This window comes from Polyangium sp. y55x31 (assembly GCF_029946505.1).
In the GTDB taxonomy this organism is placed as follows: Bacteria; Myxococcota_A; Polyangia; order Polyangiales; family Polyangiaceae; genus Polyangium.
Genome location: NZ_JARZHG010000007.1, coordinates 307,260 through 329,498, shown reverse-complemented (window position 1 = coordinate 329,498; position 22,239 = coordinate 307,260). Strand labels below are relative to the sequence as shown.

The following is a 22,239-nucleotide window of genomic DNA, read 5'->3' as shown; positions in this document are numbered from 1 at the left end:
GATGACCCTTCACGAATACCCTCCCTCCCACGCAGCCCGCGTTCGGGCGCTCTGGGATCTCGACCCCACCATCACCTTCCTCAATCACGGCTCCTTCGGCGCCTGCCCGCTCCGCATTCGCGAGGCGCAGGATCGATTCCGGGCGCAGATGGAGCGTGAGCCCGTTCGGTTTTTCGTCCGCGAGCTCGAGCCGCTCCTCGACGCTGCCCTTCGGGCCCTCGCGGATTTCGTCGGCGCGGGCGCCGCGGACCTCGCGTTCGTCCCCAATGCGACGGCCGGTGTCAATACCGTTCTTCGCTCGCTCGACCTCCGCCCCGGCGACGAGCTCGTCACGACGAACCACGAATACAACGCCTGCCGCAATGCCCTCGAGGCCGCGGCCGCGCGCGCCGGGGCCCGCGTCGTCGTCGCTGCGGTACCATTTCCGCTCGAATCCCCCGACGACGTCGTCCGAGCCGTCCTCGATTGCACGGGGCCACGCACCCGCCTCGCGCTCGTCGACCACGTCACGAGCCAGACCGGGCTCGTATTCCCGGTCGAGCGCCTCGTCCCCGAGCTCGCCCGCCGCGGCATCGATACCCTCGTCGACGGCGCCCACGCCCCCGGCATGGTCCCGCTCGACCTCCGCGCGCTCGGCGCCGCCTATTACACCGGCAATTGCCACAAATGGATGTGCGCCCCCAAGGGAGCCGCGTTTCTCCACGTGCGCCCTGACAAACAGGCGCAGATCCGCCCGCTCTCGATCAGCCACGGCGCGAACAGCCCTCGGACGGATCTATCGCGCTTCCGGCTCGAATTCGACTGGACCGGCACGCACGATCCCACGCCGTACCTCGTCCTCCCCGAGGCGATTCGTTTCCTGGATTCTCTCCTCCCGGGCGGCGCGCCGGCCCTCGCCGAGCACAACCGGCGGACAGCTCTCGCCGCGCGGGAGCGTTTGTGCGAGGCCCTCGGCACGCCTCCGCCCGCGCCCGCGTCCATGATCGGCTCGCTCGCCGCCGTCCGCCTGCCGGATGCCGGAGGCGATCCGCTCGCGCCCCCGCTTTTCCTCGACCCTTTGCAGGAGGCCCTCTTTTCGCGTCATGGCATCGAGGTCCCCGTGATCCCTTTTCCGCCCCCGCGCGGCAGGGTTCTCCGTATTTCGGCGCAAATCTACAACGATCCGGAAGAATATACGCGCCTCGTAGACGCGCTCCGGGCCGAAGGGGTATCTTGAGCGCCTCCCGGATCCTCAGGAGGTGCGCATGAAATTCAAGAGTGACCCCCCGAACCAGAAGCCCGTCCGGACGCTGGCGTCTGGCATTCGACGCCGCGACTTTCTCAATGGCCTGCTCGTCGGCGCCTCCGGGATCTTCCTCGGCGGCCTCGGCACCGGATGCAGCGACGAAGGGGGCACGGGCACCCCGCCGCCGGGCGCGCAGTACAAGGGCGACGTCTTCACGATCTGTCACCAGGTCCGCGACGGCAAGTCCTTCGAATTGCCCGCCGTCTCGGGGGATCTTTACGATTGCGTGATCATCGGCGGCGGCATCAGCGGTCTCGTCGCAGCGCGCAAATTGCAGCGGAGCGGGGTCACGAACATCCTCCTCCTCGAAAAAGAGGACCCCGTGGGCGGCGTCGCCAAGAAGGGCGGCGATCCGGACCGCACGCACGGCCAGGCCGCGGCGTACACCGTCTTTCCGTACAACGACAACCTCAACGAGACGTACGAGGACCTCGGCATCATCACGGGCTACGACATGGACGGCGGGCCCATCGTCGACGAGAAATACATCGTCAAGGGCCCGGCGAACGGCGATTGGTTCGATGGCAAATGGTACGAGGACGGCTGGGAGGCGGGCATGGATGCCCTGCCTTATCCGACGGACGTCATCGACGACCTCAAGGCCTTCCGCCAGGACATGATCGGCTGGTACAGCTACGAGGGCCAGGACCAGAAATTCGGATTCGACACGCCGACGGACAACTCCACCACGGATCCCGAGGTCCGCGGCCTCGACAACCTCACGCTGTCCGAATACGTCGCCGCGAAGGGCTGGGCGCCCGAGGTCAGCGAGTTTTTCGACCCGTACGTCCGCTCCGCGCTCGGCACGACGCACGACAAGGTCTCGGCCTGGGCCGCGATCGGGTTTCTCTGCTCAGAATTCGGCCCGGTCCTCTCCCAGCCGGGCGGCAATGCCTACCTCGCGCTCATGCTCGCCGAGAAGATCGGCGCCGATCGCATCAAGACCGGCGCATTCGTCCTCCGCGTGAAAAACGAGGGCGAGGAGGTCCACGTCTCTTTCATGATCGACGGCGCGATCACCACGATCCGTGCCAAGACCGCGATTTACGCGGCGAACCGGTACATCGCGAAGCACGTCGTGCCCGAGCTCGGGGCCGCGGGGCGCGACGAGGCCAAGGAGTATCGATACACGCCCTACATCGTCGCGGCCGTGTACGTGAACGAGACGCCGCCGAACCTCGGCTTCGACAACTGGGTCCACGGCGATTTCATCTTCACCGACTTCATCGTGGCCGACTGGACGAGCCACGCCGATCCCGCGGCCGCCCCGCTCGATCGGCCGAACGTGCTCTCCTGTTATTGCCCGCTCTTCGGGCCCACGGCCCGCATCGACTTGCAAACGAAGCCATTCGAGGAGTACGAGGAGCGTATCCTCGCGGACCTGGAGAAGGTCATCCCCGGCGTGCGCGCGACCGTCACCGGCGTCGACATCTATCGCTGGGGGCACGCGATGCTCACCGCCGAAAAGGGCTTCGTCTTCGGCGCGGCGCGCCTCTCGGCGAAGAAGCCGCTCGGCAAGATCAGCTTCGCCTGCCACGACTCCGACGGCCTGCCCGCGTTCGAGAATGCCGTCGGAGCCGCGTATACGGCGGTGGGCGAGGTGGCGGCCCACCTCGGCGTCATGATCTGATCGCGGTCAGGGCAAGAGCTTCGCCACGTACGCGTCATTGGCGCCGGCGCTCGATACGAAGCCGGTTCCGAGGTCCAGCGTGCCCTGGAATCGCCCCCCGACGAGCACGTTGCTCGACCCGTCCACGGCCACGGCGCGGCCCCATTGCTCGAGGTTGTCCCCGCCCCGGCGGCTCCACACGTGCGCGCCGAGGGCGTCGAGCTTCACGACGAAGGCGTCGTTGCCGCCCAGGCTCGCGATCGGCGAGGCGCCGCCGAAGTTCACCGAGCCCGTCATCCGGCCCGCGAGCACGACGTTGTTTTGCGCGTCCGTCGCGACGGCGAATCCGACCTGATCGCCGCTGTCCCCGAAGAGCTTGGCCCACTGGAACACGCCCGTGCCGGCGTACTTCGCGACGAAGATGTCGTTGCTGCCCGCGCTCGTCATGTCTCCGCCGCCGTAATCGACCGTGCTCGCGGCTGTGCCGATCACGATCACGTTCCCCGCGCCGTCCACGGTGACGCCATTGCCGACCTGCGTGCCGATTCCGCCGAGGCGGCGGCTCCATTGATGTTGCCCCGCCGCCGAGAGCTTGACCAGCATCGCGTCCTGACCGCCCGCGCTGATGAGGTCCGCTCCGCCGAAATTGACCGTCCCCTCCATGAAGCCCGTGAAATACACGGCGCCGGTCGCGTCCGTGGCGACGCCTCGCATCCCCTGGCTGTTCGCGTCGCCGTAGCTCCGGCTCCAGACGTGGAGCCCGGCTGGATCGAGCTTCAGCACGAAATGGTCGTCGAGACCCGCGGCCGTCAACGCGCCGCCGCCGAAATCGACCGTGTTGCGATAATGACCCGCCACGATCACGTTGCCCGCCGGATCCACCGTGATCGCCGAGCCCTCGTCCCCGCCCGCGGCCCCGTACGCCCGGCTCCACAGGAACGCGCCTGCGGACGAGAGCTTCAGCACGAACACGTCGCTCGTTCCACTCACGCTCACGTGCGGCCCGCCGCCGAAATCGACCGTCGACTGGAAAACCCCCGTCACCACGATGTTTCCCGCGCTGTCGACGGCCACGCCGCGCGCCCCGTCCGTGCCGTTCGCGCCGTATCGATGGCTCCAGACGTGATTGCCCTGCGCGTCGTATTTGGCCACGAGGATGTCGTGCACCGTGTTCGGCGTCGAGAGCGGCCCTCCGCCGAGATCGATCGTCCCGACGAACTGCCCCACGACGATCACGTTGCCCTGCGCGTCCGTGGCGACGTCGATGATGTCCTGATCGAACGTATCGCCGAACGACCGGATCCACCCCATCGTGGCGCACATGTCGCCCACGGGCCCGGTGCAGCTCTCGTCCTCGGGGGTCATGCAATTCTCGGCCTGGGGCAAGACCTCGCCCATGCAAGGCCCGTACGCCGAGCCCTGCGCATTACACGTCTGCGTGCCCGCCTTGCAGATGCCGACGCCGAGCGTCCCGCCCGGCCCGGTATAACAAACCGTGGTGGATCCCGGCTGGCAGACGCAGCCCACGCCGCTCTCGTTGATGAGCCCGTCGCAATCCTCGTCGTCCGGCGTCGCGCACGTCTCGGTCGCGGGTAAAACCTGCCCCACGCAGGGCCCATAGGCCGTGCCGTCGGCATTACACGTCTGCGTGCCCGCCTTGCAAATGCCGACGCCGAGCGTCCCGCCCGGTCCGGTATAACAAACCGTGGTGGATCCCGGAGTGCAGACGCAGCCCGTACCACTCTCGTTGACGAGCCCGTCGCAATCCTCGTCTGCCGGAGAAAGGCACGTCTCGGCGGCCGGTAAAACCTGCCCATTGCAGGCCCCGTACGCCGTGCCCTCGGCATTACACGTCTGCGTGCCCGCCTTGCACGACCCCTTGTCGAGCGTGCCCATCGGCCCCGTGTAACAAGGCGCCGTCGCGCCGGGGTTACAGGCGCAGCCCTCCTCGTTCGAGAGTCCGTCGCAATCGTCGTCGCCCATCGTCTGGCACGATTCGGCCACGGGCACGACCTCGCCGACACACGGGCCATATCCGCTCCCGTCGTCGAGGCACGTCTTGAGCCCAGCTTTGCACAGGCCGATGATTTGCGTGCCCGGCGGGCCCGAATAACACGCATCCAATTCGCCGGGCGTACACACGCTCCCGCCGCCGCTGCCGCCCGCGCCGCCGCTTCCACCCACGCCGCCTTGGCCGCCGCTCCCACCCGCGCCGCCCATTCCGCCGGTGCCGCCCATTCCGCCGGTGCCGCCCATTCCGCCGGTGCCGCCGGTGCCCCCGGGCCCGCCCCAGCCCCCCTCGCCGCCGTCGCCGCCCTGGCCGCCGCTGCTCGAGCTCGACGTCGTATTGCCTCCGGCCGCGCAGCCAGAAACGAGCGCGAGGGGGACGAGGAGCGAGACGCAGGACATCCGAGCGCGGGAGAATCGACGTTTCATGATCCCCGCAGGTAACCTGCGCGGCGGGCGCGCGTCAATGGCCCGGAAGCGCTACGAAGCGGGGGACGGAGACGTCGCGCCACGCGCCGCCTCGAGCGCAGCCGAGCGCCGGGTGACGGGGCCCTGGGCCGAGGGGACCGTGACGCCGGTGGGGTCGACAGCGGCGCTTTCGCCGCTAGACTCGGACGGCCCATCAAACCAAGCGAGAGGACCGCATGGAATACCGCACCCTCGGAAACAGCGGCGTCAAGGTCTCCACCCTTTGCCTCGGCGCCATGACGTTCGGCGAGGCCGACGAGAAATCGTTCATGCACAAGGTGGGCTGTGACGAGCCCACAGCCCACGCAATCATGAGCCGCGCCCTCGACCGCGGCGTGAATTTCATCGACACGGCCGACGTCTACGGGCAGGAGGGCCTGTCCGAGCGCGTCGTCGGGAACTGGCTCGTGCAGGGCAAGCACCGCGAGCGCACGGTCCTCGCCACGAAATTCCGCTTTCGTATGGGCGACGGCCCGAACGGCACGGGCGCCTCGCGATATCGCATCATGCGCTGCGTCGAGGACAGCCTCCGGCGCCTGCGCACCGATCGAATCGACCTGTACCAGATTCACATGCAGGACAACGACACGCCCGAGGAAGAGACGCTCCGCGCGCTCGACGACCTCGTGCGCCAAGGAAAAGTCCTCTACATCGGCGCCAGCAATTATGCGGCGTACCGGCTCACCGATAGCCTCTGGACGAGCCGGACTTCGCATTTGAGCTCGTTCGTGTCGCTCCAGATGCAATACAGCCTCGTCTCGCGCGAGCTCGAGCGCGAGCACGTGCCGCTCTGCAAGAAATTCGGGCTCGGCATCTTGCCGTGGTCGCCGCTCGCGGGTGGGTTTCTCACCGGCAAGTACCAGAAAAACCAGCCTCCGCCCGGGGGCGCGCGGCTCGACAAGTGGAAGAGCCAGCTCGCCGGTTTCGATACCCCGCGCAACTGGCGCATTCTCGACACGGTCACCGCCGTCGCCCAGGAGCGCAATAGCACGAAGGCAGCGGTCGCGCTCGCGTGGCTCATCCACAAGCCCGCGGTCACGAGCGCCATTTTCGGCGCGCGCAACATCGAACAGCTCGACGCTTGCCTCGCCGGCGCGGAGCTCGTGCTCTCCGCCGAGGACATGAAGCGCCTCGACGAGGCCAGCGCCTTCGAGCCCGGATATCCCTACGAGATGATCGGCCGCGTGCAGCAGGGCCGCTGGTAGCTCAATGCCACGAGGGCCGCGACGAGCGTGAGGGCGGGATCAGCGTGATCCGGTCCTCCGCCGGCGGCGGCGTCAAGAGCGGCGCGAGGCGGTGATACTCTTCGAGGGGCGTCTGCACGAGCCCCTCGGCCTCCAGCGCCGAGAGCAGCCGCGACCGCGCGATTTCGCTCGGCGTCGTGGGCACGAGCTTCTGCGCGAGCGTGATCGCCTTCGCCTCCGAGAGCGAAGCGGGCAGCACGATCGCATCATTCAGGCAGCTCTCCGTGAACGCAATCGCCGTGAGTTTGTCCCCGGCGGGCCCCGCATACCAGCGGAGTTTTTCCGCCATGCTCGCCGCGTCCGTCTTGTGCGACGAGACGGCCGTGACGTCGGCCGTCTCGTGAAGCACCGCCTCCACCGCGGCCCGGTGCGAGCCGAGGAAGATCTGCGACGCGAACGTCTTCGCCGGGTCGATCCCCTCGGCCCTGAGCTTCGCGAGCGCCAGCAAATACCCTCCGGCCGAGAGCGGATCCACCCACGCCGCCTTCGTCCCGGCGAGCGCCGAGAGCCGCAATCCTGCGTTTTTCCGGGCCACGATCGCCGAACAGTAATTCGTTTGTCCCTGCCTCACGATCGTCAGGACCGCGCGGGCCGCGGGCAGCTTCGCGGTCACGCCGGCCGGCGCCCATACGAGCTGCGCCTCGCCGGAGGCCGTGCGCTCCTCGATATCGGCGTAATTCATGGCCACGTGGGTCTCCACGCTCTCGCCGAGCTTCTGCTCCAGCGCGGCCCGGATGAGCTCGGCGCGCGCTTCCGCCTTGGCGCGGCCGAGCGCGGGCGGCAGGACGAACAGGAGCCCCCCCATGATCGCCCTATTTGCCTGCCGCCCCTGCGGGAGGCATTGCGCAACGAATGCCCAGAAATCCGCACCGGTACGTCACCTGGAACCGGCCCGGCCGCTCCACGCGGAACATGTTCGGAATGCCGTCGCGCCAGCTCGCGCCGCGGCCCACGCGGTCCTTCGTCTTCGCGTCCTGCGCGCTCGTCGTCCATTCGAAGACGTTGCCCGCCATGCCGAGCAGACCGTCCTTGCTCGCGCCGGCCGGGTGCGCCGCGACCGGACACGTGCCTTTCAAGAGCCCCTCTTTCCCGCCCGACCAGCAGAGCTGATCCTTCGGCGCCTCATTGCCCCAGGGATAGGCGCGCCCCTCCTCGCCGCCGCGCGCCGCCCATTCCCACTCCTCGTCCGAGGGCAGGCGTTTTCCTTGCGCCGTGCAATAATCGATCGCCTGCTGGAAATCGACGCAGACCATCGGATGATCTTCCTTGCCGGCCTTCTTGTACGTCGCCTCGGGCGCGCAGGTCGCGAACGCGTCGTTGCATTTCTTCGACGCGACACACGCCTCGTAGTCCTTCGCCGTGGCCTCCGTCTTGTCGAAGCAGAAATCGGCGATCTTCGCCTCGTTCTTCAGGAAGCCCATCTTGTACGTGCCGCCCTTGACGAACGCCATTCCCTCGGGGCACGGGCTCGGCGGCGCTTTCGGGGCCTCGGGCGGCTTGGCGTCGGCCGTCTTCGCGGGCTCGGGCGTCGCTTCGGCCGTCTTCGCGGGCTCAGGGTCGCTCTTCGGCGGCGGGTCGGCCTTCGCAGCCGTCTCGGCGGGCTTTGCGTCCGTCGTGCCCGCGCCCGGCTCCTTCACGGCGCCGCCGCCCTCCTGCGCGCCGCCGCCGCAGCCGAATGCGGCCGCGAGGCCAAAGCCGAGGAACGCCGTACCGAACGTGAGCCAACGAAGAGCCTTCATGGAAACCATCCTCCGACGACGAAAAGAAAAACGGTTTGTCAACGCAGCACGAGGGTCGGCGCCGGCTCCCCTTCGATCCAGTGCTCTTGCAGGATGAGCCCAGGGGAGACCATGGAGCCGCCGTAGGTCTCGCCGAACGAAAACAGCTCGAAGATCCGCCGATCGCCCGGCTTGATCGGGAACATGACCTGGCCTGCCTGGGGCGCCGGAACGCCCTCCTTGGGCTCGGGCATCCAGAGCGAGACGCCCCGGTTCGTGCCGCCGACGAGCGAGGCCGCCGTGGTCTGCGTATCGCAATGGACCTTGATCCAGCCCCGCGCCCGCCACGCCCGGCAGTTCTCGGCGCGCGGGCCCTTGCGCGTGATGCGCACGCGCGTCGCGTTTTGCCATTCGGCCGGCGTGGGCGGCTTCGGCGTGCCTTCCTCGACGGGAATTGGCTCGAAATCGATCGGTTTTTCCTCCTCGTTCGTGTTCGCCGGTGCCGGCGGATCGGCCTTGGCGGCCGGCAAGAGCACGAGGAAGGTGAGGGCGGCGAGGGTCCGGGCGCGGCTCATAAGGTCTTCAGGAAGGCGATGAGGGCCTCGCGGTCCTCGGCGGGAAGGTGGCTCGTGTTCCCCATGCGATCACCGTTCAGCTCGACGAGCTTTTCGAGCGTCGAGACGCGGCCGTCGTGGAAATAAGGCGCCCTTCCGGCGACGAACCGGAGCGAGGGCGTCTTGAATTCCTGCTTCGATTCGTCCTCGAAGCCGCTCACGGGCGGCAAGCGCTTCAGCGGATACGGCGTGCGATCCGTGTATTGCGTCTCCGGCACGTGGCAGTGGGCGCATTTCGTGCCCTTGTTGAGGAAAAGCTCGCGGCCGCGTTTTTCCTTGTCGGTGAGCTCGCGGTTTTCCCGCGGCGGCGGGACGAGGCCCTCGCGCACGAACGCGGCGACGAGCGAGGCGCGCCCCACCGCGGCGCCGCCGATGTTCTGCGGCATGCCGCCCCAGCGATGCAGGCCCATGCCGGCCGTGATGCGCGCGCCGAGGTCCGGGCTCTCGCCGTGCCATCCATAAGGCCCCGCCGCGTTCACGAGGCCCGCGAGCATCGGGGTTCGTCGCGGAAAACCTTTTGTCTTCGCGAGATCGGGGATGTTTTCGTACACGCCCACGAAGTTCGTGTGCAGACCGTCGATCGTGTCGAACGTCGCCTCGTGCCAGACGTGCCCATCGTCGCGCCCCTCGGGATGACAACCCGCGCAGCCGAGGCCGCCGCTCAGAATGGGATCCGTCGCGTTGTAGAAGAGCCGTCGCCCTTTTTGCGCCTCGGCCGAGAGCGTGTCGTCGGCGAGGTGCACGAGGGTTTGTCGATCCCGCACGATGGGATCGACGGGCGCCTTTGCAGCGAGGTCGATCGCGACGACGTCGTACGTCGAGCGGCAGAACACGTACGCCGTGTCCTCGTCGGCCGAGAGCGTGATGCCCGCGGGCGCGCCGCATTCACCCGCAGCGCCGTATCCCGGGTCGTACTTCTGGCCCACCTGGAAGATACGCACGATCGCCAGCGTCGGATCGAGCGCGACCGCGTCGAGCTCCGCGACCACGTCGTCGCCCTCGCCCGCGACGAGCAACGTGTCGGATTTCGCGCGGTAGACCATCGCGCGCGGCTGCGTGAACGGGCCTTTGTCGCGGCCCGGGATGGACACCGGCGTATCCGCGGTCATCGTCAAATCTGCGACCCGGCTCTTTTGCGAGGGCAATCCGCCCACGTGCGTCGCGGCGAGCTGCTCGGGCGCCGTGCGGCCATTTTTCCCGGGCAGGAGCACGACATCCACCGTCGGCTGCCCGAACCACGAGCGCCGCGCGAGCGCGCCCACCGCGTGCCGCGCCACGAAGAGCCGTCCCTCGTCGGGCGAGGTCACGAGCGAATACCCGAGCGACGCGTGGAGCTTTTTGCCCGACGGCGCGCGCACGGGCGAAGGCATCACGCCGATCGTCTTCACGACCGGCGCGCCCGATTCTTCGCCGATGTGCGTCACGTCCGCGCCCACGAGGTGGCTCACGAGGATCTCGCCGCTGCCGAGCACGGCGATGCCCCGCGGCTCACGCGCGACGTCCGCCGACCACACGACCTTTCCGGCCGCGAGATCGATCTTTGAAACCGTATGCGTCCACGCGCTCGTCACGAACGCATGCCGCGCGTCCGCCGTCGCCGCGAGGCCCCACGCGTCCGCAGGCAATGCGACGCGGCTCGCCTCGCCGAGCACGCCCGACGCGTCGGGTTTGAGCACGAGGAGCAGGCCCGGATCGCGGATCGTCACGAGCACCGCGCCGTCGATCGGCAGGACCTGGGCCGGCGCGCCGAGGAGCGGCACTTCGGTCGCAGACGCGCCCGGCGCGAGCGGGAGCGGGATTTTACGCAGGACCTTGTGATCCTCGTCTGCCACGAAGAGCGCATCGCCCTTTGGGCTCCGCGCGATCACGCTGCCTTGACGTTCGGCCGGCGAAAGTGGCTTCGACGGCGTGGGCGCGGCGCTCGTCGCGGGCGGCGCGACGGCGGCTTGTGAAGCCGAAGGCGCGGGCGCCGAGGCATCGGGCGTGTCCTTGGGCGACGAGCAAGCGAGGGGCGAGGCGATCGCGATCGCCAGGGCCAAACGAAGGCGAAGGTCAGGTCCTCCCACGAGGAAAAGCTTTATCGGAGCGCCGCGCGCGCGGCAAGAGGCGCAGCGATCGTGGTAGGGTCGCTCGCATGCACGCACGTGGTCTCGCCGTCGTCGCGCTCCTCGGCCTCGCCGCCGCGTGTGGCGCGCGCAGCACGCTTTTCGGCCCGGAGGCCGAGCGGCGTGATCCTTTTTGCGGCGACGGGATCCTCGATCCCGGCGAGATCTGCGACGATCACAACGAGGTCGCCACCGACGCGTGTGTCCCCGGTTGCGCCCTCGCGCGCTGCGGCGACGGCATCGTCCGGGCCTTCGTCGAGGCCTGCGACGACGGAAACCAGGTCTCCGGGGACGGCTGCACGGCGAACTGCGCGCTGCCGAGTTGCGGCAATGGTATCGTCGAGCCGGGCGAGATTTGCGACGACGGCAATGGCATCGACACGGACGATTGCCCCACGCGTTGCTTGCCGGCGACGTGCGGCGACGGTTTCGTGCACGCGGGCGTGGAGGCCTGCGACGCGGGCGCGGCGAACGCCGACAGCCCGGCTTTTTTGCTCCTGCAAGGTGCGCTCGCGCGGCACGTCCTGCCCGTCACGCGGCCCATGCCGCTCGTCTCGTTTTACGACTACGGCTCGGCCAGCGCGCACACGGGGTTCGAGGAACTCGGGGCGAGCAAGCTTTTCCTGTATCGTGACGTCACGCCGAAGGGCCTCCTCGGGCTCGTCACGATCCACGGCGTGGACAAGAACGCGAGCGGAGAAATCCAGCCCGAGGCGCGCGTCGAGCTCACGTTTTTCGGCTTGCCTGCGGGCACGTTCGTCGCGGTCTCCGACGACGCCAAGGCGGAATTCTCGCTGCTCGACACGACGACGGCGCACGGCGCGTGGCAGTTCGACGGCAACACGGACGGCGGCGCGCTCTCGGGCCTGCTCTCGCCGGGCGCGTGGGTGATCGACGTCGTGCCGAGCTTTCTCCAGGGGATCGATCGCTGGGAATGGGTGGACGGGAGTGGCGAGACGATCGTGCTCGATCGCACCGCGACGGCTCGGATCGTCTCGCGCGACGTACCCTCTGCCTGTCGTCTCGATTGCACGATTCCTGCGTGTGGAGATGGAATCCTCGACGCGGGGGAGGTGTGCGACGACGGGAATGTCGTGGGCTTCGACGGGTGCGCGGCGGATTGCAAATCCACCGATTGAACAAAAATCCCCTCGGTGCGAACCGTGGGAGTTGCAACGTTTTCGTCGCGCAAGATCCTTGACAGGCGCGTGAAAGTTTGTCAATTGCGTTGCCGCCCAGGCCGCTCGGCGGCCGCGCGGATGACTTTTACCCTTCGAGGCATGTCATGAAGATGCAGAACGCAAAAATCCTGACCGGCGCGGTGCTGGCCGCCGCGGGGCTCGTTTCTCTCGCTTCGGGCTGCGAGCTCATCGCGACCGTCGACCGCGCACAGATCGACACGACGGGCCCGGGCGGTACGGGCGGCCAGGGCGGCGTCGGCGGCGGGACCGGCGGCATGGGCGGCGTCGGCGGCGGGACCGGCGGTACGGGCGGCGTCGGCGGCGAGGGCGGCGTCGGCGGCATGGGCGGTACCGGTGGCATGGGCGGCGTCGGCGGAATGGGCGGTACCGGCGGAATGGGCGGTACCGGTGGAATGGGCGGCGCTGGTGGAATGGGCGGTGCCGGTGGCATGGGCGGTGCCGGTGGCATGGGCGGTGCCGGTGGCATGGGCGGTGCCGGTGGCATGGGCGGCGCCGGTGGCATGGGCGGCGCTGGTGGCATGGGCGTCGGCGGTATGGGCGGCGCTGGCGGAATGGGTGGCGCCGGTGGAATGGGCGGCACGGGCGGCGCCGGTGGCATGATGGGCGTCTGCCTCACGGCGGCCGATTGTCCGACCCCGCAGAACGAGTGCCAGCAGGCGGCGTGCACGAGTGGCATGTGCGGCGTGGAAGCCAAGATGGCCGGTACGCCGACCTCAAAGGAAGTGGTCGGCGACTGCAAGAAGCACGTTTGCGACGGTAATGGCGCCGCGATGGTCGAGAACGACGACCTCGACCTCCCGGACGACGGGAAGTCCTGCACGACGGACACCTGCAACAATGGTTCGCCCGAGTATACCCCCCTCATGGAGGGGACGGCGTGCATGGAGTCCGGCGGCTCGGTCTGCAGCGCCATGGGCGCGTGCGTCGTGTGCAACGTCGACGGCGATTGCATGAACGGCAACGTGTGCGTCGGAAACCAGTGCGTGGCGCCCCCCTCGTGCAACGATGGCATCCAGAACGGCGACGAGACCGGCGTCGATTGCGGCGGCGCGACCTGTCTGAAGTGCAATGGCGGCGCCTGCTCGGCCGACAACGAATGCCAGAGCGGGATCTGCAACGGCGGCCAGTGCGTGGCCAGCGTCAATGGTTGCACGCCCGCGTCGGCGACGGATCTCACCGCCGAGACGGCGACGACGGTGACGTTCGGCGGCCTTTCCTACAACCCGAAGTGCATCAAGGTGAAGGCGGGGACGGTCGTGACGTTCTCGGGTACGTTCTCCAGCCATCCGCTGCAGGGCGGCGAAGTCGCGAACGGCGTGGCCACGCCCGCCGCGAGCGGCCCGTTCGTCCCGGTGACGAACTCGGGCACGTCGCAGGACTTCACGTTGTCGACGCCGGGCACGTATCCCTTCTACTGCGTGCCGCACGCGACGCTCGGCATGAACGGCGCGGTGTTCGTCGTTCCGTGACAGCGAGATGACGCAGAAGTGCGGGCGCCCTCGTCCGAGGCGTGCCCGCCGCTTCGCGCGCGCCGTCGCCCAACTTGCCGGGTCGTGTTATCGTCCCTGGTAAAGTCATGGCAACCCCCGACGGAGCGCCAGCCTCGTTCTCGATCCACCCGGATCTCCTGCTCTCGGTCCTCGACGACGCGACGGCGCTGGTCGACGGCCGCGGCCGCGTTCGGCTCACGAACCCGCGCATGGACCGCCTGTTCGCCTCGGAGGAGGGCGCGCGATTTTTGCCGTTCTTCGAGCGTCATGGCGCGTTTCGGCTCCTGCCGACGAGCGTGCTCGACGGCGCGGCGCTCGCGGCCGCGCGGGGGATCGAGGACGTGCTCGCGGGGGCGCGCGAGCGGCTCGAGCTCGACCTCGGGGCCCCGGGCAGCTCGCTGCTCGCGATTGCATGTGCGGTCGACGGCGGCCGCGGCGCGCTCGTGCGGGTGCGCCTGCGTACGGCCGAGGAGGAGCACCGCGCGCGCTGCGCCGAGGTGGTCGAGGCCATGCAGCTCGGGCTCTACGTCTACCGGCTGGAAGAATCGAATGGCGGCGAGTCGGGGCTGCGCTGTGTCTATGGAAATCCCGCGGCCGAGCAGCTCACGCAAAGGCCCACGGCGAAATTCGTGGGCAAGCTGCTCGACGAGGTCACCAGCGTCCCGCGGCAAAAAGGGCTCATCGACCAATATCTCGAGGTCGTCCACGAGAGGAAGACCGTCGACATCGATTACGCGGTGACGGACGAGAAGACGGGCGGGGACATCTCCTGGGCGATCAAGGCCTTCCCGCTCTCGGGGCAATGCGTGGGCGCGATCTTCGAGGACGTCACGAAGCGACGTGAAATCGAGCAATCGCTCCGGAGCACGTCGCAGTTCCTCGATTCGATCCTCGACAACATCCCGATGATGATCTTCATCAAGGAAGCGAAGGATCTCCGGTACGTCCACATCAACAAATACATGGAAGAGCGCCTCTGGTCGTCGGTCGGCTGGATCGGGCACACCGATCACGAGATTTTTCCGAAGGCAACCGCCGACGAGTTCACCGCGGCCGATCGGGCCGTTTTCGAGGGTCGTGTCATCGTGGACATCCCCGAGGAGGAGGTCCCGACCCACGACGCGGGCCTGCGCCTTTGCCATACCCGCAAAATCCCGCTGTACGACGAGGCGGGGCAGCCGCTCTTTCTGATCGGAATGAGCGAGGACATCACGGACCGGAAATCGGCCGAGGAAGCGAAGCGGCGCGAGCTCGTGCTGCTCGAGACGCAGACGAAGCTGATGGAGCTCGTCCGGCAGCTCTCGACGCCGCTCTTGCCGCTCTCGCAGGGCGTGCTCGTGGCGCCGCTCGTGGGGCAGATGGACGAGGCGCGGGGGCAGCATTTCATGGAGGCGCTGCTCGCGGGAATCCAGCATCACCAGGCGGAGACGGTGCTCATCGACATCACGGGCGTGCCCTCGATCGACGCTTCCGTGGCCGAGCAGCTCCTCCGGGCCACGCGCGCGGCCGGTTTGCTCGGCACGGAGACCGCGCTCGTGGGGGTGTCTCCGGACGTGGCGCGTACGATCGTGGACCTCGGGGTCGATTTCGGCGCGCTCGTGACGTACGCGGACCTCCGAGCGGGCATGCGGGCGGCGGCGGAGGGGCGAAAGCGCCGGCACGCCGCGAAACCAGGCAATGGCCAGGGGCGGCCGAGCCCGAGGACGTGATATGCCGAGCCCGGCCCCGCTGACGCCCGTCCTCGCATCGATGTTGCCCGGGCCGGGCGATCCGGACGCAGAGTACGCGCAGGCCTTTTGCCGGGCGGCGCAGCTCCTGCTCAATCACGCGACGCTGTTCGTCGCCGGATCATCCTACCGCCTGGCCGAAATCGAGTTTTACTGGTACGGACCCGGGCACGAGGATCCGTTCGCGCATCGGGATCCGATCCAGGTCAACTCCGGGGTCTGGTATTTTCATCGGCAGGGCGGGACGTACAAGGGCGGGACGTACAAGGGCGTCGACATCGCGATGGGGCGCAGGCCCGATACCTACGTCGGCATTCTGATTCGCAGCCTCGTGGATCCGGCGAGCGATACCCTGATCGAAGGGTCGTGCACGTGTGTCGATCACGTGCTCTCGCGGACCGGCAAGGAGAGCGTCGCGGCGCTCGCGGGCTCGTTCGACGGCTCGATCGATCCGCGGAAGGGTTCGCCGCTGTACCTCGCCCACGAGGATCCCCAGGGCGGCGCAGCGGAGGTCTTCGATTCGCCGCGCGTGGGTTTGACCTTGAAGAAGGGCGCGACGCCCGAACGGCGGGCCTTTCTCGGGCGGCCCTATCGATTCACGATCGAGCCGGCGCGGACGAAAAAAGGGCGGCCCCACCTCGTCGTCCGGCTGCACCAGAAAGGTTTGTCCATCGAGGAGATTGTCCGGATCACCCGGGTCGGGGCGGCCACGGCCATGCGCTGCGTACGGGCGTTCGAGGCGGGGAAGGGGAGAGATCCGGAGGAGTATCGGGGCGATCTCTCGACGGAAAAGCTCTGCGAGCTCTGGGGCGCGTTATCCGGCTGAAGCGGGCACCCACGTGCCGTGGAAGCCGAAGGGAACGCGCTGGCGGGCGCGGACGACGGCGACGGGCTCGGCGTCGAGGTTCGTCGCGTCGAGGATCAAGAGGTCACTTACGCCCTCGTCGGCGTGGTAGACCGTGGTGATCAGATACCCATCCCCCTCGGGCGCATTTTCCGTGCGCGGGACGAAGAGCGCCTCGTTCGTGTAGGTCGATCGACCGAGGTTGCGATATCGAACCTCGCCGGTCTCGAAATCGACGCGGCCGATCGCGTTCATGATGCCGCGGCCGCACGTCGGGGCGATCCGCGCCGCGACCCAGCCATACCGATGGCGGCGCGTCGCGAAGCGCGGGTCGACCACGGGGAACTCGCAGGGCGCGTCGTCGAGGACGGTCTCGCGAATGCTGCCGGTGTCGAGGTCGAGCCGGAGCCGCACGAGCAAGCCCGGCGGGTATTCTTCAATGTTCGGGTTCATGGTCTCGCCGCCCGGATCGAAGAGCGGCAAGCGGGGATAACGGACGATGTCGAGGACGACCGCGTTCCCGTCGTCGAACGCGTTCATCGGATGGAACACGTAGCAGGGCGGGATCTCGTACCAGCGCACGGGCGCCGCGGGGTCGTCCCGTAAAACCACGCCGAGCCGCGCGCCGCGCGAGGGCTGCCAGCGGATCGTGTTCGGGCTCTTCATGTCGTCCATGTGGAGCACGGCCGGCAGGTGATAGAAGACCGCGCGGGTCTCGGTCACGCTGAAATCGTGCATCATGGCGGGGTACGGCGCCTCGATGTCGCGCGAGAGCCGCACGGAGCCGTCCTTTCCGAACACGTGATACGAAAGCCCCCCGCGTCCGCCCCAGTAGCCGAACGTGTAAATCGTCTCCGTGCCCGGCTCGATCTTGGGGTGCGCGACCATGCCGCCCTTGCCGGATCGCACGGCGCCGCCGAAATCGAAGCGGCCCTTCGTCGCCAGCGTGATCGGGTCGATCTCGTGCGCCGGCGAGCCCTCGACCAGCGAGAGCAGCCGGCCGGCCATGTGCTGGATGCTCGTGTTGCTGCGGTCGACGGCGCGCAGGATGCGCTCGAATTGCTCTTCGCTCGGCCCCTTGCCGAGGAGCGCCTGCGCCTGCATCGCGAGGAGCTCCGTCCCGGAGAAGCCGAGCGCGAGCCAGCCCTCGATCGTCGTCGAGAGCGCGAGGTCGCGGATCCCGCCGAACAGCGCGTGGCCGGCGCGCTCTTCGAGGGCGAGTTTTTCCGTGCGAACCCAGCGATTCTTGTGGGAGACGCGGCCGTCCTCGAGCACGAACGCGTCGATCATCCCGTCGCCGTCGAACCAATGATAAAGGTCCGGGTTCGGCGGCTCGAACCGGGGGCCGGGGCTCATCCGGTAGAGCGTGCCCCGGAGATCCCGCGGGACCTCGCCCCGGAGGACGTCGAGCGACGGCGCATCACTCTCCCGGCCGACGGGCGCGAAATTGCCTTCGAGGTAAGGGTTCGGCCGGAAGGCGCGGGGCCTCGGCCTCTTCTTGTCGAGCGCGAGGAGGAGGTCTTCGGCGAGTCCCATGGAAAACACTCTTTGGATTCGAGGCTCACGCTTTGGCTTCTTGCGCCGTCCCGCTCACGTCGGTCGTCTCCGCGACGGGCACATCTTCGGTGGCGCCGATGAGCCAGCGCTCGATCGCCGCGCGTTCCGCCGTGGAGAGGTTCAGCTCGGCGTCCTCGCACATCGCCAGCACGTTGCGCTGGAACGCCTCGGCGAGCAGGCGCGCGCCCCAGGGTTTCGGCGCCTCGTGCAGCGGCAGCCCGCCGTACATGATGCCACGCAGGACGAACGTCACGGCCGATCGCGACACGGAATGGCCTTCGGCGAGCAGGGCGTCACGTACCGATTTCGAGGTCGCCGTGACCTGGAACGAGTTCTTGCCGAGGATGTCCGCGATTGTCTTGAAGAGCAGGCCGAACTCCGGCGGCCGGAGGACGGGCACGCCCGTGATCTCGTGCACGCGCCGGAGCACGCCGAACTCGTCGCGCGAGGGCGGCGGCCAGTCCTCGCTCTCGGCCTCCGGAGGCTCGTGCCGGGTGGGATCGTAGAGGTGTCCGGGGCTCGCCGTGTGCACGACGAACCCCGGGTTGCCCGCGTGGAGCAAGAGGTCCTTGAAGCTGCCGGTCCCGGCCCAGCGGCTGTCGACGACCACGTTGCCGAGCCGCCGGATGACCTCCTGCGAGGCCGAGGCCATGGTCACGGGTCGCGGCGAGCTCGACACGTAGTCGCGCAGGACACGGACGATCTCGGCGCGCAGATCCGAGGGGCGCGCGAGCGTGTCGGGCGAGGGCTCGATCGCGGTCGCGAGCTGGATGCTCGGGTTCGGGGTCGACGGGAGCGGGATGCTCGGCGCCGGGCTCGACATCGGCATGGGCACCGGCGGCGGCGGCGGGACGAGGGCCTGCGTGGGCGCCGTGGGCGCGGCGAGCGACGGCGCGGGCGGGAGGTCGGTCGTGACGCGCCAGCTCTCGGCCTCGTCGTCGACGATGCGCAGGCGGGTGTCGCGCCGGCAGAGCTCTTCGGTGAGGGCCCGCAGGCTCTTGAAGCCGAGCCAGTCGCTCGCCGCGGAGAACTCGTGGAAGCGGCGGTAGACGCGCGGCAGGCTCGCGGCGGGCAGGCTCCCGGCCGCGCGCGCGGCGCCCACGACGGCCGCCGCCATCTGCAAGAGCAGCTCCGCGCCCGCGTCGCCCGCGGGCAGCGACGCCGGCGGGGGCATGATCGAGGCCGAGGGGAACATCGAGAACGACCGCTCGCGCTGCGGCGGCGAGATCGCCGGCGGCTCGAACCCTTCGCCATCGCCGGGGACGCGCAGCGTCTCCTCGATGAACCGGTCTTCCGTGATGAGGCTGTCACACGCGGCGGTGTATGCCGAGGCCGCGTACCCGACGGCCACGACCACGGTGCGCCGGTCGTGGGCGCGGAGCCGGAGGAGCACGGGCGTGAAGTCGGCGTCGCCGGACATGATGACGAACTTGTCGAAGCGCGTCGGGTGTCCGAGCGTGTCGAGGATGTCCATCACCATGCGGATGTCGGAGCTCGTCTTGCCCAGGGACGTGAGCGGCGGGCAATCGACGACCTCGAACGCGGCGCGGGTGAAGTACGGCCGGTACTTGTGGAACGTCTTCGGGTTCAGGTAGCACTTGCGGACGAGGACGGAGAGGGGCGTCCCGCCTGACTCGCTGCTCTGCGCCTTGGCGATGAGGCCCCGCTCCATCCACGCGAGCCAGCGCGTGGGTTCGGTGGCGAAGACCTCCGCCGCTTCCGGATCCACCCGATGGAGCCCGAGGTAAATGTTGTCGAAATCGACGAAAAGCGCGGTCCTGATCCGCTCGGCTTGAGGCATGGAGTTCCCCCCGACGATCCGGGACCACGAGCCTAGGATGGGGTGACGAGGTTGGTCAAGCGAACCCCGACGCTGATCTCGGGCATCACCGGAGCCTGGAAGGGGAAGCGTCAGAGATTTGCCCTTCACGCCCGTGCGTCGCAGTGCAATTCCTCCAGGGATGCGACGACGGTTTACGTTCTTGGTGCTTGCTTCTTCGACCGCGGCGCTGCTCGCGGCGGTGGGTCAAGGGTGCGGCGACGGCGGCTCGTCGTCCTCGGGCGGAACGGGCGCAGGGGGCTCGGGCAGCACGACCGGGACGGGCGGCATGGGCGGATCGTCGTCGACGGGGACGGGCGGCGACGAGCCGCTCTTCGACGCGGGGAGCTGCCCGACCGGCGAGGCGTGTGACGGCGGCGTCTGCGCGGGCGGCGTGTGCTGCGCGGTGGAGCTCGCGTGCGGCGACGCGTGTTGCGGGGGCGGTCAGGTCTGCTCGTTCCAGAAGTGCGTGACGCCGGGGGCGAGCTGCGCCGAGTCGGGCGACTGCGCGGCCGGCGAATATTGCGAGTTCTCGCTCGGCGATCCGCAGGGCATGGACGGCGGCGTGGACGCGGGGTGCATGGGCGGAGCGCAGGTGCCTTCGGGCAAGTGTCTGCCGAGGCCGCCGACGTGCGCGCCGGGCATGCCCCCGCCGAAGCCGGGGGATCCGCTCACGTGCCTCGAGTCCTGTCAATACAAGCCGGCGGCGTCGACGTTCGCGCCCGAGCTCAAGTTCGCCTGGGGCGGTCAGCTCTCTTCGCCCTTCGCGACGGACGTGATGATGTCGCCGATCGTGATCGAGCTCGACGACGACGACTGCGACGGGAAGATCACGGCGAAGGACATCCCGGAGATCGTGTTCGCGACCTTCACGGGCGGCAACTACCAGGGCGCTGGGGTCCTGCACGCGATCAGCATCGTGGGCGGGCAGGTCGTGGAGAAGTGGTCCGCGACCGGCATTCACCCGACGAAGCAGCTCGCGGCGGGCAACGTCGACGGCGCGGCGGGGAACGAGGTCGTCGCGTGCGCCGAGGGCGCGGACGCGGGCGTGCGCGTGCTGAAAGGTGATGGGAGCTTGCTCTGGGCGACGCCGCCGATGCGTTGCTTCATGCCCACGGTCGCGGACCTCGACGGCGACGGGACGGTGGAGGTCGTGGTCGAGGGCGGCATCCTCGACGGCGCGACGGGCGCGGTGAAGGCCTCGTTCTCGACGCAGCTTTCGAGCTCGTTCGTCGTGAGCGACGTGACGGGCGACGGCGTGCTCGACATCGTGACGGGCAGCCAGGTCTTCGACGCGAGCGGCATGCTCGTGCTCGACACGGGCACGGCGAACCAGAGCAGCTTCTACGCGACGCAGGACTGGAAGAGCCCCTGGCCGGCCGTGGCCGATTTCGACGCCGACGGCAAACCCGAGGTGGTCGTCGTCGACAACCTGAACCACGCGCTCGTCGTGTGGCGGTACGACGCGGCGGCGCCTGGCAAATTCACGATCGTGCGTCCTGCGCTCGACATCAATGGCACGCTCTCGCCCTCGCTCTGCCCCGCGGGGAGCTGGGGCAACACGCACGGCGGGGGCCCGCCCACGATCGCCGATTTCAATGGGGATGGGACGCCGGACGTGGCGATGGCCGGCGGCGTGGGGTATGCGGTGCTCGACGGCAAGAAGCTCGTCGACGCGGCCGTGCCCGGGCCCGAGGCGTTCTTGTGGATCAAGCAGACGTCCGATTGTTCGAGCGCCTCGACGGGCAGCACGGTCTTCGATTTCGACGGCGACGGCAAGGCCGAGGTCGTCTATTCGGATCAGCAGCGCCTCCGCGTGTACGAGGGGCCGACCGGGAACGTGCTCTGGGAGCGGTGCAACACGACCGCGACCTTGATCGAGAATCCCGTCGTGGCGGACGTGGACAACGACGGGCACGCCGACATCGTGGCCGTGTCGAACGCTTATGGGCAGGCGAGCGCGAGCCTGCAATGCGACGACGGCGCGAGCATCGCGCAATCGGGCGTGCGGATCTTCGGCGACACCTCGGGCAAGTGGGTGCGCACGCGGCGGGTGTGGAACGAGCACGCCTACCACATCACGAACGTCGAGGAGGACGGGACGATCCCCACGAAGGAGCTGCCGAACTACCTCCAGCCCGGCCTCAACAATTTCCGCCAGAACAAGCAGCCGGGCAGCGAGTTTGCCGCGCCGGATGCGGTCGTCTCGCTCGCGCCCGTTTGCTTCGGGCCGTACGGGCTCGTCGCGATCGTGCGCAACGTGGGGGAGGCGTCCTTGCCCGCGGGCGTCGTCGTCGGGTTTTACAAGGGAAACCACCCCAATGGCGAGCTCCTCGGGCAGGGCACGACCTCGAAGGTGCTCTATCCCGCGGAGTCCGAGTCCGTCCTGCTCCCGCTCGCCAATGCGCCCGGCGACGTCATGAACGGGACTGCGCCGATCTACGCCGTCGTCGACGACACGAACGTCCCCCATCCGGCCTGGACCGAGTGCCGCACCGACAACAACGTGTCCGCTTCGGCGAGCGGCGCCTGCAATTCACCGAAGTAAGC

Annotated in this window: 15 protein-coding genes; 8 read left to right on the top strand and 7 right to left on the bottom strand. The window is 68.7% G+C overall.

Annotated features, from left to right (window positions below):
• The first annotated feature begins 1 nt into the window (after position 1).
• The gene (locus QHF84_RS16525; RefSeq protein WP_281314265.1) at positions 2-1,216 is read left to right on the top strand and encodes an aminotransferase class V-fold PLP-dependent enzyme; all 1,215 of its coding nucleotides are present in this window, start codon (positions 2-4) and stop codon (positions 1,214-1,216) included.
• Between the two features lie 28 nt (positions 1,217-1,244).
• Positions 1,245-2,915, top strand: coding sequence for an FAD-dependent oxidoreductase (locus tag QHF84_RS16520; RefSeq protein ID WP_281314264.1), 1,671 nt, complete (start codon positions 1,245-1,247; stop codon positions 2,913-2,915).
• Positions 2,916-2,921: 6 nt separating this feature from the next.
• On the opposite strand, the gene QHF84_RS16515 is transcribed toward QHF84_RS16520, so the two are convergent.
• Positions 2,922-5,330: an SBBP repeat-containing protein gene (locus tag QHF84_RS16515; protein ID WP_281314263.1), complete on the bottom strand. Its 2,409-nt coding sequence runs from the start codon at positions 5,328-5,330 to the stop codon at positions 2,922-2,924.
• A gap of 215 nt (positions 5,331-5,545) precedes the next feature.
• Between QHF84_RS16515 and QHF84_RS16510 the strand changes: the two genes are divergently transcribed.
• Positions 5,546-6,574: an aldo/keto reductase gene (locus QHF84_RS16510; RefSeq protein WP_281314262.1), complete on the top strand. Its 1,029-nt coding sequence runs from the start codon at positions 5,546-5,548 to the stop codon at positions 6,572-6,574.
• Between the two features lies 1 nt (position 6,575).
• Here QHF84_RS16510 and QHF84_RS16505 read toward each other — a convergent pair whose 3' ends face one another.
• The 4 genes from QHF84_RS16505 to QHF84_RS16490 are packed head-to-tail and all read right to left on the bottom strand — an operon-like array spanning position 6,576 to position 11,011.
• Entirely contained in the window at positions 6,576-7,418 is an 843-nt protein-coding gene (locus tag QHF84_RS16505; RefSeq protein WP_281314261.1) for a PhnD/SsuA/transferrin family substrate-binding protein, read from the bottom strand.
• 7 nt (positions 7,419-7,425) lie between these two features.
• Positions 7,426-8,352, bottom strand: a complete 927-nt coding sequence (locus QHF84_RS16500) for an SUMF1/EgtB/PvdO family nonheme iron enzyme (protein WP_281314260.1) — start codon at positions 8,350-8,352, stop codon at positions 7,426-7,428.
• A 38-nt stretch (positions 8,353-8,390) separates the two neighbouring features.
• The gene (locus tag QHF84_RS16495; protein WP_281314259.1) at positions 8,391-8,906 is read right to left on the bottom strand and encodes a hypothetical protein; all 516 of its coding nucleotides are present in this window, start codon (positions 8,904-8,906) and stop codon (positions 8,391-8,393) included.
• Positions 8,903-11,011, bottom strand: coding sequence for a hypothetical protein (locus QHF84_RS16490; RefSeq protein WP_281314258.1), 2,109 nt, complete (start codon positions 11,009-11,011; stop codon positions 8,903-8,905). Before QHF84_RS16490 ends, QHF84_RS16495 begins: the two co-directional genes overlap by 4 nt.
• 68 nt (positions 11,012-11,079) lie before the next feature.
• Here QHF84_RS16490 and QHF84_RS16485 point away from each other — a divergent pair, with 68 nt between their 5' ends.
• The 4 genes from QHF84_RS16485 (at position 11,080) to QHF84_RS16470 (ending at position 16,295) form a co-directional block, all read left to right on the top strand.
• The gene (locus tag QHF84_RS16485; protein WP_281314257.1) at positions 11,080-12,189 is read left to right on the top strand and encodes a DUF4215 domain-containing protein; all 1,110 of its coding nucleotides are present in this window, start codon (positions 11,080-11,082) and stop codon (positions 12,187-12,189) included.
• A gap of 146 nt (positions 12,190-12,335) precedes the next feature.
• The gene (locus QHF84_RS16480; RefSeq protein ID WP_281314256.1) at positions 12,336-13,721 is read left to right on the top strand and encodes a plastocyanin/azurin family copper-binding protein; all 1,386 of its coding nucleotides are present in this window, start codon (positions 12,336-12,338) and stop codon (positions 13,719-13,721) included.
• Between the two features lie 107 nt (positions 13,722-13,828).
• Positions 13,829-15,451 carry a PAS domain-containing protein gene (locus tag QHF84_RS16475; protein WP_281314255.1) on the top strand — a complete coding sequence of 541 codons (1,623 nt, stop codon included), beginning with the start codon at positions 13,829-13,831 and terminating at the stop codon, positions 15,449-15,451.
• Position 15,452: 1 nt separating this feature from the next.
• Positions 15,453-16,295, top strand: coding sequence for a hypothetical protein (locus tag QHF84_RS16470; protein ID WP_281314254.1), 843 nt, complete (start codon positions 15,453-15,455; stop codon positions 16,293-16,295).
• Here QHF84_RS16470 and QHF84_RS16465 read toward each other — a convergent pair.
• Positions 16,284-17,849, bottom strand: coding sequence for a carotenoid oxygenase family protein (locus QHF84_RS16465; RefSeq protein WP_281314253.1), 1,566 nt, complete (start codon positions 17,847-17,849; stop codon positions 16,284-16,286). The genes QHF84_RS16470 and QHF84_RS16465 overlap by 12 nt on opposite strands.
• A 25-nt stretch (positions 17,850-17,874) precedes the next feature.
• Positions 17,875-19,671, bottom strand: coding sequence for an NYN domain-containing protein (locus tag QHF84_RS16460; RefSeq protein ID WP_281314252.1), 1,797 nt, complete (start codon positions 19,669-19,671; stop codon positions 17,875-17,877).
• Between the two features lie 184 nt (positions 19,672-19,855).
• On the opposite strand from QHF84_RS16460, the gene QHF84_RS16455 reads away from it, so the two are divergent.
• The gene (locus QHF84_RS16455; RefSeq protein ID WP_281314251.1) at positions 19,856-22,237 is read left to right on the top strand and encodes a VCBS repeat-containing protein; all 2,382 of its coding nucleotides are present in this window, start codon (positions 19,856-19,858) and stop codon (positions 22,235-22,237) included.
• The last annotated feature ends 2 nt before the right edge of the window (positions 22,238-22,239 follow it).